Source organism: Bradyrhizobium sp. WBOS07, assembly GCF_024585165.1.
GTDB lineage: Bacteria > Pseudomonadota > Alphaproteobacteria > Rhizobiales > Xanthobacteraceae > Bradyrhizobium > Bradyrhizobium japonicum_B.
Window position 1 is genome coordinate 6663890 of the sequence record NZ_CP029008.1, and the last position, 12753, is coordinate 6676642.

General features: G+C 57.8%; 11 protein-coding genes. 5 read left to right on the forward strand and 6 right to left on the reverse strand.

What is annotated here, in order from left to right; all coding sequences use genetic code 11:
* Positions 1 to 710: 710 nt before the first annotated feature.
* Together DCM79_RS31460 and DCM79_RS31465 are read right to left on the reverse strand one after the other, a co-directional pair.
* The gene (locus tag DCM79_RS31460) at positions 711 to 926 is read right to left on the reverse strand and encodes a hypothetical protein (RefSeq protein WP_257177893.1); all 216 of its coding nucleotides are present in this window, start codon (positions 924 to 926) and stop codon (positions 711 to 713) included.
* A 154-nt stretch (positions 927 to 1080) separates the two neighbouring features.
* Complete coding sequence (locus DCM79_RS31465) at positions 1081 to 1497, reverse strand: hypothetical protein (protein WP_257177894.1); 417 nt, start codon at positions 1495 to 1497, stop codon at positions 1081 to 1083.
* Between the two features lie 103 nt (positions 1498 to 1600).
* Here DCM79_RS31465 and DCM79_RS31470 point away from each other — a divergent pair, with 103 nt between their 5' ends.
* The 3 genes from DCM79_RS31470 to DCM79_RS31480 all read left to right on the forward strand — a co-directional run bounded on the left by DCM79_RS31470 (position 1601) and on the right by DCM79_RS31480 (position 4200).
* Positions 1601 to 1843: a hypothetical protein gene (locus DCM79_RS31470; RefSeq protein ID WP_257177895.1), complete on the forward strand. Its 243-nt coding sequence runs from the start codon at positions 1601 to 1603 to the stop codon at positions 1841 to 1843.
* A gap of 178 nt (positions 1844 to 2021) precedes the next feature.
* A complete protein-coding gene (locus tag DCM79_RS31475) occupies positions 2022 to 3137 on the forward strand; it encodes a serine/threonine protein kinase (protein WP_257177896.1) in 1116 nt (371 codons plus the stop codon).
* 37 nt (positions 3138 to 3174) lie between these two features.
* Positions 3175 to 4200 carry a nucleotidyltransferase family protein gene (locus DCM79_RS31480; RefSeq protein ID WP_257177897.1) on the forward strand — a complete coding sequence of 342 codons (1026 nt, stop codon included), beginning with the start codon at positions 3175 to 3177 and terminating at the stop codon, positions 4198 to 4200.
* An 89-nt stretch (positions 4201 to 4289) separates the two neighbouring features.
* Here DCM79_RS31480 and DCM79_RS31485 read toward each other — a convergent pair whose 3' ends face one another.
* Positions 4290 to 4667, reverse strand: coding sequence for an H-NS histone family protein (locus DCM79_RS31485; protein WP_257177898.1), 378 nt, complete (start codon positions 4665 to 4667; stop codon positions 4290 to 4292).
* Between the two features lie 708 nt (positions 4668 to 5375).
* On the opposite strand from DCM79_RS31485, the gene DCM79_RS31490 reads away from it, so the two are divergent.
* Positions 5376 to 5744: an H-NS histone family protein gene (locus DCM79_RS31490; RefSeq protein ID WP_257177899.1), complete on the forward strand. Its 369-nt coding sequence runs from the start codon at positions 5376 to 5378 to the stop codon at positions 5742 to 5744.
* Between the two features lie 49 nt (positions 5745 to 5793).
* On the opposite strand, the gene DCM79_RS31495 is transcribed toward DCM79_RS31490, so the two are convergent.
* The 3 genes from DCM79_RS31495 to DCM79_RS31505 all read right to left on the reverse strand — a co-directional run bounded on the left by DCM79_RS31495 (position 5794) and on the right by DCM79_RS31505 (position 11892).
* On the reverse strand, positions 5794 to 7260 hold the full coding sequence (locus DCM79_RS31495; RefSeq protein ID WP_257177900.1) for an exopolysaccharide biosynthesis polyprenyl glycosylphosphotransferase: 1467 nt from the start codon (positions 7258 to 7260) through the stop codon (positions 5794 to 5796).
* Between the two features lie 141 nt (positions 7261 to 7401).
* Positions 7402 to 9489: a hypothetical protein gene (locus tag DCM79_RS31500; RefSeq protein ID WP_257177901.1), complete on the reverse strand. Its 2088-nt coding sequence runs from the start codon at positions 9487 to 9489 to the stop codon at positions 7402 to 7404.
* A 69-nt stretch (positions 9490 to 9558) separates the two neighbouring features.
* A complete protein-coding gene (locus tag DCM79_RS31505) occupies positions 9559 to 11892 on the reverse strand; it encodes an AAA family ATPase (protein WP_257177903.1) in 2334 nt (777 codons plus the stop codon).
* 297 nt (positions 11893 to 12189) lie between these two features.
* On the opposite strand from DCM79_RS31505, the gene rfbC reads away from it, so the two are divergent.
* Positions 12190 to 12747 carry a dTDP-4-dehydrorhamnose 3,5-epimerase gene (rfbC, locus tag DCM79_RS31510; protein WP_257177904.1) on the forward strand — a complete coding sequence of 186 codons (558 nt, stop codon included), beginning with the start codon at positions 12190 to 12192 and terminating at the stop codon, positions 12745 to 12747.
* Positions 12748 to 12753: the final 6 nt, after the last annotated feature.

Genomic DNA, 12753 nt, shown 5'->3' on the forward strand with positions numbered 1-12753 from the left:
GCGTGCGCAGACATGCCGAATCTACCATCGTGCGCAATGGGCAGCGGCTCGCGACTTCATTTTCAAGATGGAAAGTTTGATCGGTCACGTTCAAAGCAGCGAGGTCCACCGAGCGATGGATGCTTTGGACAACAACTCATTGCGATCGAATTGGCGGAATAGAGAATGGCGAACCATCAAGCGTGATGTCGGAAGGAAGAGTGCTCCGGCAGTTCGCGGAGTGCCAGAGAACAGGCGGCGCATCCGCGTTAGTGTTCTATCCAGGCAGCGAAGTGATCAGAAAAGCCTAGAGTTGCGAATCCCCTGCGTGGGATATCTCATTGCTCGGGGCCTCGGCGCGCCGGATGCCGACGATGATCGTCGTCTTTCTCCCGAGCATCGTGCTCCTGCCATTCGTACTCTCTCGCGGAGCCGCTTCAATTGCGCCAGAAGGCTAACGAGTTCGATGCTTGTGTCACGCAGAACAGCCAGGCTACAAACTCTGTTGCTCACAGTAACACCTCCTAAAACAGGCGCTGGCCGAAGTCATGACGGAAGCTTGGATTTGTGGCGATGTGCCAATAATGTCTAACCGATGGCTGCCGGAGGCGCCGGGTTCGCTTTACGACGATGCGCGAAATATTTCTCAAATCGGCTAATGCGCTGCAAGAACAACGACTGCATCGGAAAAAGAAGCTGGCGCAGTCGCAGAAGCGCCCTCGTCATTTGCGTCAGTACGTCGGCGCCGTACGAGCGACCTCTATCGTTCTGATGACCGGCTCCTCGACCCAGGCCTCGCGGGCAAACCAGTTGTGATTGGCCTGACAGGCCGGACAAAGCGTATTGCCGAAAAACACGATGCTTCGCAGGAAAGTCTCACGATCGGATTTGAGGCCGGTAGGAATCGCGCGACCGGATTGCGGACACTTGACCATAATCATACCCACGCCAACCTCCCTGGATGTGTTGTCGAATAAGGGGGGCCGGTCGGCTGGAGTGCGCTCTCCTCGATGCGGGTTCACTTGGGGGGCATCGCACCTGGGTCGCTGTCGAGCAAAGGGCAGCTTGCTCGTGACGGCGCTTCTCCAACCGACCGGATTCCTACTTTCGTGAATTGTAGGATACCGCCGGGCTTTGGCTCGGCAGTTCTGAATGATGTTCCAGACTCAACGTAAAGTCGCGGGTAAGCCGCAAACAAATATAAGGGCTCAATTCTTCAGGCTTCGAGCGAAATGCTCTGACGGCATCGCAACCATTATCATTTTTGACGGTCACCTGGTTCGGCTCCCATTTGTGTAGCTTCCGAATATTCTCCGCTGAAATTAAATTTGTAAATAGAAAAGCGCATTGTCGGTCCGATTTGCGACTCTCGCGGATATATTTTTTACGCGAGCCTACGCGAAGCGAACCGCAATCGAATATGTAAGCGGATACGGTAAGGTGCAGCTTCTTCACAGTTGCGAAGGCAATTGCAGCGGTTGCGAGCTGTATTAGGTGGGCCGCATCAGGTTCAAACATGAAATAAATTGTGATGTACGGGTAATTGTAAAAATAGCGTTGTCAATTTCTGCCGATCACGTAATCTCTGGCCTATTCAAGCTTCATTCGGCTGGAGGAAGCGATGTGGGAATTAAATCATAATAATTGCCTGGTCTCGCACGCACCGCTGTTGGCCCAGATGCGCGCGGAGTTGGCCAGCATCGGCGAGAAGGAGCGCATTCTGAAAGAACGGAGTGCCGATCGCGAAGCTCATCGTTACCTTTTGGATGCTCATCGGTTGACCGCGAGAGAGTGTTTTCTTGGCGAGCTGCTTTTGAACGTTGCGCCACAGGGGGGAGGCGAGGACGGCCAGCTGGCGGCATGACGGGCCGGATTGTCATTTCGAAGAGAGCCCGATCGTGTTTGTGCTCAGCTGAACGGGAATTGCAGCGCCGCAGGCCGGGCTAGATCGAATCTCGTAGTCGAGGCTTCCCGCTGTCGCGGCCGCGACATAGCGTTGCCCTTCGTCGGGCGAGACGGACCTTCGTACATTGGCTGGAGCCGTGCTGGAACGATCGTCGGCAGAGATGGTGTTGAGACCCGCTCCAGATGCAGTGTTCGTGCTGCTGGATGGTCGATCAATGCTCTTCAGCGAAGCAGGACAGAAGATCTTCGAGCTGGACCAGGTAGCGGCATTCATCTGGTGCAAGCTGGCGCAAGGTGCCTCTCTGGAAGATGTCTATCAGGGGCTTGGGGCGCTAGGCATTGACGAGGATGTGTCACGCCAGTTCACCCGCCAGGTTGTAAATGTCTGGGCCGATCAAGCGCTGCTCCAAGCGGACTGGCAAGTGCCGATTGACTGTTCCTTCTCAGTGATCCTGGGTCGGCACAAAATAGGCGTCCGGACTGCAAATCGACACCTCTTGAGACGGCTGCTTTCGGTATTCTGCGTCGCGGACCAGGGCGCGTGCGACAACGACCTTGTGATCGAGGCAACGATGCTGGACGAGCAAGTGTTCTTCCGCGGAGAGGATTCTAGAATCTCCAGATGTGAAGTCGAAGCACTGGCGCCGACGATCAAAGCGCACATCAGCGAGCGGCTTATTCGAAGCGATCGATGGGTCTTTTCCCTTCATGCCGCTACTCTCGTGAGAAACGGTGCGGGCCTGCTGTTGTGCGGTCGGCCGGGAGCTGGAAAGTCAACCCTGACACTGCAGCTCGTGGACGCCGGCTTTAGCTACGCCGGCGATGATGTCGCGCTGGTTGGAGCTGACGGGACCATCTGCGGAATTCCCTTTGCGCTCACTGTCAAGGAGGGATCGTGGGACTTGCTGTCCCGGCTGCATGGCGACAGGTATGACGCGACGCATTGCCGCTCCGACGGGGTTCGGGTGCGGTACATCCCCATTCCAGATGCGCAAAACCAATGCGTCTCCGCGAGCTGGATCGTCTTCTTGAATCGGGTCGCGAACGGTCCGGAAGAACTGATCGCGATAGACCAGTTGGATGCGATGAAGCGGCTTATCGAAAACGCATTTGCCGCTGACGGAAGGCTATCGCAAGCCGGCTTTTTCGCTTTGAAGCGGATTGTCGCGGGCGCGCGATCATTTCAACTCACCTACTGCGAGTCGGTGGAAGCTCGGCGCTTGCTTATGGAATTGTGCGATGGTGAGGCATAGCAGCGCGCTGTCGAGCCTCTGCAATTGCTTGCGAGGCATGCCGCCCGTCGACGTGGAGTGGACGTCCGTAATCGGGCTCGCAAATCGGACTCTGACGACGCCGGCGCTCATCGACTTTGTGGGCAAGTATGAATCGACGCTGCCGGAGGACGTCTGCGCATATATCCGCAACATCTACCGCCGAAACGAGCTGCGCAATAATCGCCTCCTCGCTCAGCTGGAAGAAGCCGTCGTTGCGATGAACCGCTTGGGAATCACCCCGATCGCGCTCAAGGGCGCATCGACACTGGCGACCGCACCCCGGGAGCGCCGAGGCGTTCGGCTAATGTCCGACCTGGACATCATCGTCATGCCGGACGAGGCCAGAATGGCAATCGCCGCTCTATGTGCAATTGGCTACGATATTAATTACCAGCCCCCCGCCGAAAGCCAGAGATGGCACGCCGAGCTGAACCGGTCACAGGATGTCGGGACCATAGACCTGCAGCAGGCGGCTCCGGGTCCCGCGTACCTCTACCATAGTATCGGGCAGGCGCTGAACCACTGCGTCCTCGCGCCGCTGGGAAGCGGACGCGTGTATATCCCCACGCCTGTCTACCGAGCGCTCACGCTGATCATCCACGATCAGTTTCAAGACTACGGATATTGGCTCGGCGACCTCGACCTGCGGCACCTTGTCGAATTGCGAGATCTAAACGATTCCACCGAAGGCCTTGATTGGGAGAAGCTTGCCTCGCTTGTCTCGGGCGAATTGATGAAGAATGCGGTTGAAACCCAACTGGTCGCTCTTGCCGGGCTGCTTGGCGTCGATATTCCGCAGACGATGCGTTCCCGCCTGATTCCCCGCCTGCAGTTCATGCGACAGTTGATGCAGGCACGTTTTCCGTCCACGCGTTTGCTGTTCCTCGCGATGACGGCGCTGGATCTCGGAAACTACCGGAGCGCGGCAAACGGCGCCTGGCAAGCCGCCGCCCATCCGCGTAGATCGTGGTCCCTCCCGAAAATGGACACCTTGCAGTTTTTGTTGAAGGCGGCCGTCGCTGTGCGCACAGGGAAGGTGTAGGCCGCAAGCGCGCTGCGAGCCGAGCGACCGGTAACTCCCACCCGTTCGCCAACGATTCGCGCCCGCGGGTGTGTGCGTCGATGAAGCCATCAATGCTCGTGACTACCAGCATTCCGGTTGGACGCTTCGCCGTTCTCGCGAATCCTGAACTCCTCGATTGTGTGTCCTGATTGAAGCGCTGCGACCAGCCAGCGCGGCTGTTTGCCTCGCCCAGACCAAGTCTCTGTCGGCTTGAGGGGGTTGAAGTATTTCGGCACGACCTTTGGGTATTTGCGGCGAGGGGACGGGCCCATCTCTGTCGCCTCGCCCTCCGCCTCGCCGAATTGATCCGGCTGATTGAGCTGCGCAAGGCGTTTTTCCAACTCGCGCTTTTCGGCTGTTATCTTTTCAGCAAGAATCTTCGTGAGCTCCTCGTGGAGGAGCCAAAGTTCTTCAAAATCCATGGCTTCGAGATCCTGCCGGCGCATAGCATTCTCGTCACCGACCAACCTAACCAACAGTCGTCTCTGACGCCGAATAAAGGTTTTTCGCGTGGCGAACAAAAGACTGGGAATCAGGGTCGATCTTTCATTTGACGCAATAATAAATAAATAATATATTATTAAATGTATATTGCGAGGATTATTTTTTCTTTATTAATGGGCGAGGAAGGCTTGCTACGCTCTCGAAGAGAAACATTGGATATTATCGGCTGTCCGTTGGGGCGCCTTCGAGTTGCGATCAGGCAGTTTATAGCTCCTGCGGAACCGTTGACCGACCTCAAAGATCTGCAGCTCCAAATCCAGCTGCGAAAGCTCGCGCTTAGAGATATCGCGATCATAACCTCGCGGCTGCAGCGGGTTGACATCCGCATTTCAGGACGAATGCCGGGATGCGGCCTCCCGCAGTCGTGTTCCTTACGAGGGCGGCGGCGCGGAGGATCGACCTCGCGACGCTTTGGTCAATCATAATCCGATTGAATCGCGGCGCCGGCGCACGTAGGGCGCGTGTTATACTCGGGCCGCTATTGAATTCAGCGAATAATTCATTTTTCAGTCTTGATTGGAACCGGCGACGCAGTTATGTGGAGCATAAAAATGCTGTTGGGTTCCGAATATTCTTCGCTAGGCCCGACATTGGGTTCTTGATTGCTCCGCTGGAGCAGTATTAAATGGGCGCAACTACAGGGTGCTAGCATGTCGACCAAGAAGCTCGAACTAGAAGCAATGTCCCTGGATGATCTATGGTCGCTTCATGAAGAAATTAGCGGCATTTTATCGGATCGGATCAAAGCAGAAAAGCAGGAACTGGAGAAGCGCCTGGCGGTTCTCGGCGGCGGAATGGCCGTGTTAGCCGAAACCGGCACGCCGGGCATCTCTCCCTCGGGCAAGCCGAGGCGCAAATATCCGCGCGTGCTGCCGAAATACCGTAACCCGCAGACGTCCGAAACTTGGTCGGGGCGTGGCAAGCGACCTCGTTGGCTGGTTGCTGCGGTGAAATCCGGTCGTCGAATCGAGGAGTTTCGCATCGGGGAAGCGGCTCCGAAACTTCGGCAGCGGGCGTGAACTAGCTGCACGAGGGCACTGGCGCAGGCGCCTTTGGTCGAGGTTGGAGCTAATAGGCGTTGCGCCCCCGTAGTACTTCCACAGGAGTTCGCAACAGGATTGCAAGATCCAGCCGAAGACTCCAATTGTCGATGTACCAGAGATCGTATTGGACGCGTGCTTCGATCATCGACGCCGTGGGCGTTGCCCCACGGCAGCCGTGAACCTGCGCCCATCCGGTCAGCCCAGGCCTGACCCTGCGGCGAAAGGCGTAGTTTCGCACGAGCTTGTCAAACTGTCCGTCGTGGGCCAAGGCGTGGGGACGCGGGCCCACCAGCGACATACTGCCCTCGAGAACATTTAGCAATTGCGGCAGTTCATCGAAGCTCGACCGCCGCAGCAACTTGCCCACGCGGGTGACCCGTCGATCGAGAGGGACGGCCTGAGTGATCACGTCGCCGTCCTCGAGAACATGCATGGTCCGAAACTTCCGGATCAGGAATGTCCGACCATTGAAACCGCAGCGTTGCTGTCGGAAGAACACCGGGCCCGGAGAGTCCAGCTTGATTGCGATTGCAGCCAGTACCAGCAGTGGTGCAGCCATCGCCAGCGCGAGCCCTGCGCCGAAAACATCAATCATTCGCTTGGATGCGCACTCGAGCGAGGTGAGGGGACCGCGCTGCAACTCGACGCAAACGGCACTTCCAAGATTGCGTGTCGGATGTCGAAGCAATTCGGATGTTGTGCCGACGGGCACGAACATGATCGGGAAGGGCAAAACCCGGAGATCGGCCACAAGTGCTCGCAGCTCGGGCCACCGCTCTGGAGAGGTCTCGACCACCACCTGGTCGAGCGGGACGTTGTGAATATAGTCGATTACGCGAGAGGCGAGCCGTTTTCGACCGGCGGGCCCGAAGCCGATCGGCGGCAGGCTGAACCGTGCCCTGACGCAATATCCGTGCATAGCCAGGGTCTCGGGCAGGCCGGCGTTTTTGGAAAGCGGTTGGTCGCTGATTAGAACGATATTGGTGCTGGCGAACTTTCTTTCGCTAAGACCCCTTATCAGCAGTGCCCTGGCCCCCCATCGCTCTGCCACAAGCAAGGCCAAGCCGACGACGGCGAACAGCGGGCCCGGTTTCTGAGAGGCACCTAGGGGAATTGCAAAGCCATATGCGGCCCAGATCAAGAGCAACAATGATGCCCAAGTAACACAGACGGCCCGAACCTGGTTCTTGAGCACAAGAAGCTCAATCGGCCGATAGAGGCCTTGAGCCTTCAGGAGGGGAGCCACGCAAGCCGCGCTAATCAGCGCCAAGCCAAATGCGTTGCCGTGGTCTGCCCCGGTCTGTACGTTCTGGAACCGGTACAAGACGGTGGAGATGACGCTCGCGAGCAAAATCGTCGCGATATCGGCACAGAGCGCAACGTGTTCGATCCGGTCATACCGCAGGGGCCATTTACGCCGGGATATCGGCGGTTCGAGACTGACACGAGCCGTATCAATTTGATTGGGGAGGTGTCGGTTCACGAAGTTCATGACGAGGTACTCTGACCAGCATTTAATCTATTATTAATTTATTGAATCTTTCAAGTGACAATATAGAATTTAAATATTGGCCGCACTTGGTAAGGTTCGAGCCGGGCGGTCGTTATCGGATCGAGCAAAATACCTCGGGAGTTACCGACCGGTGCCGCGGCCCTGTGCACTGTTCGGCGGAGAGACGACCGTTCCGGGCGCAGGAGCCCGGATTTCCTTCCTTTGAAGAGCGGCTGAATCCCACTCCGAAATCAGATTGTTCACCATGCTCTTTCCTTCCGCGGACGCCGACTGATAGGCGGCAACAAGAGCGGGGCGGAGATTGGGCTGTTTGGTCAGGGCAATCTTGATGTCACGCTGCACGAGTTCACGCAGTTCTGGTTCGTTTGTCGCCGAGACCTCGCCGAGAGCGACAGTCAACCGTAGCGGAAGTAAGGCCAAATCGCTTGGCGCTGTGTAGTACGACAGTTTCAGCAGAGCTGCGACGTCGTATTCCGCCGATCTCTGCTCCTTCGAGAGCGCCGCAAGCTTGAGCCAAAGATCACCTCGTAGCGGTGAGTACTGTAGTGCCCGTGCCAATGCAGTCGGCGCAGCCGGATCGGCTCCGATCTCCGGCTTTGACGCTGCGGCTTCGTTGGCGATGGGCAACTGTTCAAGAACAGGTGTCCTCGGATGCAAATCGCCGCCCCCGCGCAGTGAGCCCGAAAGCGGCGCCCCTACGGACGCCTGGCGTGCCGCTTGGTTGGCGGAAGGCGCTTCAAGCGGCAATCCGCCCGGATACCGCGGGTGAGCGTATAGCCAGACCGTTTGCGCGCACAGGGCGACAGCGACAGAGCCCAATCCAATACGCATGGATCCATTGCCATATTGGCGGGCTGGCTTAGATGCCGGATCCGAACTATCCGGCTCACTTACGGAGCGCGTTGATTGCGGTGACAAGGCCGCAGTAGCCGTATCACGCTGGCTTTGGGCAACCGCCAACCCTAACGTGGCGGCAGCCAACAGCGATGTGCCGAACTCGAGAATGCCGTCCTCAACCAAGGCCAGCATGGCTAGCGCAGCCGCAGCACCGGAACCAATAGCGGCGTAGGCGTAGTCCCGCTTTCGCTGCAGGGAACATCTGAGCAAAGCCGAGGCGGCAAGTACCGCAACTATCAACAGCCCATACAGGAAAGGGCGGCCCATTTCGATGGCGATGACGGCGGCAGCGGTCGGCCGCTCTCGCGATGAGGGCCCTCCGATATCGCGATGGATCGGCAGCAGCGCCAGGTACGTTCCTGCACCGGACCCAACCTGGCCGGCATCTTGCAGCATCCGTTCAGTCGCCGCCGGGTGCTGCGCAGATAGGGCGATCGCGAGATCGGTATTCGGCCTCACCGGCAGCAGGGTGAAGGCCGCCAAAAAGAGAATTGCGGCCGTGGCAAACACGCTCGCCATTCCCCAAACCCCATAGAACCAGTTCTGGATCGCGAACGCGGCGAAAACGATTCCCGCTCCAAGCAGTGCAGCTATGGCGGTTCCCGTCCCGTCTGCCCTGGCAAGGATCGCCGACAGACAGAGAAACGTTGCCAGCATTGCGAACGATAAGGGCGCCGCCAGCCGAAATGAGATTTGCTTGGCCTGGCGGCGTTCCTCGAACGCGCGGGCCGCCATCGCTGCCGACATAACCAAGCCCAGCACCGACGGTGCTGCGTCGGTCACGTCGGGTACGGGATTGCCGCCGGGCGAGAGACCGTCAGCTCCCATTATCTGTCGCATTAGCAAGTACGCACTGACGATCGCTGAGATCGAGACCAGCATGCTGAGGAGTTGCCAGGCGCGTTGTCTATCCAGCGCGACGATGGCCGCAATGAGCGCGAGGGCGACAGCAGCAATGTATTTCGAGAATGCTTGCACGGTTGCGCCGATGTCCACCGTGAGCCGTTCAGAAGGGGGGGCATTCAATGCGGCCGATGCGGCGGCCCATATCGGATTGCCGGCCCCGTGGATCGGAATTGGAACGAGTTGAACAGTCATGTAGACCGCCGGTACAACGAGAATGACGAGCAGAAACAGTCGTAACCGTCGTACCAGGCGCGCGATTGCGAAGGATGAGGTGAAAACTGCGGCTGCCAGCACCGCGATCGCGAGAAGAGCAGGACAAAGAACTTGCGCTTGCGGAAACTCGGGTGTTGCAAAAGCCGCGGCGACGGACACCAAGAGTGCCACAATCAGAAATTTGTCCAGCATACAACGTCACCCCTCGGGCTTGAGTCAACGCTTGGACCGGCAGGCTCATGATGCATGGCGAAAGGCCGCTCAGGAGCTCGAAAGACCATATCGAACGTAGTGACTGTCATCGTAATAATCGCTTCGGTGGGCGTCGTATCGGGCCATCGCCCTAATGTCAGTCTTGTTCAGTACTGCGCCGATCAGCGAGTCCGAGATCGTCGGGGCGGTGTGCAGTGCATGCTGCACGACGTCGATCTTCGTGCGTCCCCATTCGACGACGAGAACGTAGCAATCGATCAGAGGAGCGGTGACCCGTACGTCGACAAGCGGGCTCAGCGGCGGAAGATCGACAATGATATAGTCATAGCTTTGTCGCAGACGATCAAACAGCCTGCAGATCGAGCCGTCGCACAAGAGTTCGCTTGAGTGAAGTACGGACCCACGCTGAACGGCCGGAAGAACGGCAAGAGTCGTGTTCGGATCCCGCCATACCGCCTCTTCGAGTGAACGAGTCCCTTTCAAGACTTCAATAATGCCATCCACGGCCTTTGGGACGAGCCGAGCCGAGAGCGATGGATTCCGAAGATCGCAGTCGACGATGATCACCTTCTTTCCGCTGTGCCCGATAAGTTGTGCCACGGAAGCGGCAATCGTGGTCTTGCCCTCATTTGGAAGGGCCGAAGTCACGCCAATCACCTGGTTGGGAGTCTTCGCCGGGCTATGGTCGATCGCGATCTTGATTGATCGAATCGCCTCAGTGTACCGCGAGAGAGGCATGCTCACGACGGCGCGACAAATGTCCGACGCGCTCGGAAGTATGCGTTGGTTCGGGGCTTCCTGTGCCTGCTGCGGCCGAGCCGCCGACCTTTGCTGCCTGGGCAAGCTCTGGATCGGCACGAGGGATAGGCAAGGCAGGTCCAGCGCTACTTCTAGCTGTGAAGACGTGCGGAAAACGCGATCCATGACGTCTCGCACGAAACCTAGGAGCAGTCCCAGCGCGAGCCCTCCCAGAAGACCGAAGCTCAGCACGACCTTCGCTTTCGGCTTGCTCTTGGTTTGAGCGGCAGAAGCGGGGAAGATGACGCGGGTTTCTGAAATCGGGAAGGTCTCCTGCTGCGCCGAGCCCATATATTGCTGAAGGAATGTGTCGTAGAGGGCCCGCAGACTCTTCGCCCGACTTTCCAAATCTCTTATCGTCAGCTCTGCCGAGTTCGTGAGGCGCGACTGCGCAATGGCCACGGAAAGACGCTTTTCGATCTCCTGCTGCCGCTGCTTTGCAAGTTCGGCTTCGCTGCGGCTGATCTCAGAAAGTCGTTTAACCTCGTCCAGAATGGAAACGCGAAATTCGCGCAGCCTGTTTCGAACGTTGACCACCGCGAGATGATCTCGGCCGACGCGGGCGGACAATTCGGCCTCACGCCTGGCGAGTTCGAGATACTGCTGGCGTAGCGATGTAATGATCGGACTGCTCATCGCGTCGGAGCCGATGGCGTCCAGATTGCCGATCGAGGATGGTTTTGCCGGGTCGACGCCGAGGAGAACTTCGTAGCGCGACAGCTTGGCCGCGGCTTCTGAACTCTGCGCGCGAGCGGTAGCCAGCCGGGTGTTGAGTTCTGTGATCTGCTGCTCGTCGATCGGCTTTCCCCCGGGCGATACGATGTTATTTTGAGATTTGTAAGCCTCGACTCCACGTTCGGCGGTCAGCGCCTCCTCTCCGAGGCTTCGCAGCCGTTCCTGCAGCCAAGTCGTTGCAGTTCGCGTGGCTTCAAATTTCGCCTCGAGCTGATCATTGATGTAGGCTCTCGCAATAGCGTTCGCGATCTCTGCCGCCAGCGCTGGATCGCTCGCGGTGAATGCGATTTCAATGACGTGACTATAGCCAACTCGACCTGCAGACAGGCGATCCAGAAAGCTTGCAATCGTTGCTTCCGAGGGCTGCTTCCGCGGAGCAGGTGTCGCACCTTCTGACGGATCCGACCGCCATCGTTGAAGCCACCTGATTAACCAGGACTGCAGCGACCGGCCCTCCCTAAAGTCTTGGTGATCGGCCAATTTCAACTGCTTGATCACGGTCGCAGCAGTCGCCTGCGATTTGATGATCTGCAGTTGCGTCTCGATCTGGGTGACGTCGAGGAGCGGTTCGGAAAGAAGTGATTGTTTCTGAAGGAACTGCGCCCTTGGATTTTCGAACAGGACCTGAACCTGCGCCGTATAGGCCGGCGAGACCAATCTCAGGTAAACGAGGCTGGCGGCACCTGCGAGGACAGTGACGAAAATGATGATGAGGTACTGTCGCCGTATAAATACCAGCGCAAATTTAATGAGCTCGCCGATGCCGCCTGTGTTCTGTCGGTTCAGCTGCATCTGAATGGGGGGAGGGAGACGTGACCCATCGTTCTGGAGCGTATTGGTCTGCAGCATCGGACATTTCTCTCGGCTGTCGGCAATCGCGCGGGGGCAATCCCGCGGCAGATATTGGGCCGCTGTCACATTTAAAATAATATATAGGATAAAATTTGTGTTGCCAATTAAATATAGCTTTGGCATTAATTACGAGAATAATTAATTTGGATGAGGAAGGGTGCGACGGCCGATTGAACCGATGTCTACCGCGAACGGAGCGAAGCGGAACTGGTTGGCGAAGGCGCTCGGTTCAGGACATTAGGGGAGCAGGGCCGATCGTCCGAGCAATAGCGCTGCGTATCGGAGCGTGCGGTCATGCTGGAAGTGCGAAGTTTGACGATTCCGGACGTAAAGGTCGTCCGATTAAAGCGCTTGTCCGATACGCGGGGCTATTTCTGCGAAACCTTCCGTCGCTCTGCGTTCGCCGAAAATGGGATCTCTCAAGACTTTATCCAGGACAATCAGTCATGCTCCGAGCGGGTCGGCACGGTTCGCGGATTGCACTTCCAGCGGCCTCCCTTCGCGCAGGCCAAGCTGGTTCGCGTGTTGAGAGGAGCCATCCTTGATGTGGTGCTCGACCTGCGGCGTCGGTCGCCGACGTTCGGCAAGCACGTCTCGGTCACGCTGGATAGCGAGAGTGACGAGCAGTTGCTCGTTCCGAAAGGGTTCGCTCACGGCTTCTGTACGCTCGAGCCTCAAACCACCGTCCTTTATAAAGTCGATGAAGTCTACTCGCCGGAGCACGATGGCGGCGTCTACTGGGCCGATCCCGAATTGGCAATTGAGTGGCCGGTGAAGGCCGCAGAGGCCCAGCTTTCGCCGAAGGATCGAGCGCTTCCCACCTTCGGTCAGCTTGCTTCCGTGTTTGAGTAGAGGACG

Excerpts from the sequence above, each read along its gene's own strand:
- DCM79_RS31465 (WP_257177894.1), bottom strand. The coding sequence starts at position 1,497 with ATGTTTGAACCTGATGCGGCCCACCTAATACAGCTCGCAACCGCTGCA.
- DCM79_RS31505 (WP_257177903.1), bottom strand. The coding sequence starts at position 11,892 with ATGCTGCAGACCAATACGCTCCAGAACGATGGGTCACGTCTCCCTCCC.
- DCM79_RS31480 (WP_257177897.1), top strand. The coding sequence starts at position 3,175 with ATGCCGCCCGTCGACGTGGAGTGGACGTCCGTAATCGGGCTCGCAAAT.
- DCM79_RS31470 (WP_257177895.1), top strand. The coding sequence starts at position 1,601 with ATGTGGGAATTAAATCATAATAATTGCCTGGTCTCGCACGCACCGCTG.
- rfbC (WP_257177904.1), top strand. The coding sequence starts at position 12,190 with ATGCTGGAAGTGCGAAGTTTGACGATTCCGGACGTAAAGGTCGTCCGA.
- DCM79_RS31490 (WP_257177899.1), top strand. The coding sequence starts at position 5,376 with ATGTCGACCAAGAAGCTCGAACTAGAAGCAATGTCCCTGGATGATCTA.
- DCM79_RS31485 (WP_257177898.1), bottom strand. The coding sequence starts at position 4,667 with ATGCGCCGGCAGGATCTCGAAGCCATGGATTTTGAAGAACTTTGGCTC.
- DCM79_RS31495 (WP_257177900.1), bottom strand. The coding sequence starts at position 7,260 with ATGAACTTCGTGAACCGACACCTCCCCAATCAAATTGATACGGCTCGT.
- DCM79_RS31500 (WP_257177901.1), bottom strand. The coding sequence starts at position 9,489 with ATGCTGGACAAATTTCTGATTGTGGCACTCTTGGTGTCCGTCGCCGCG.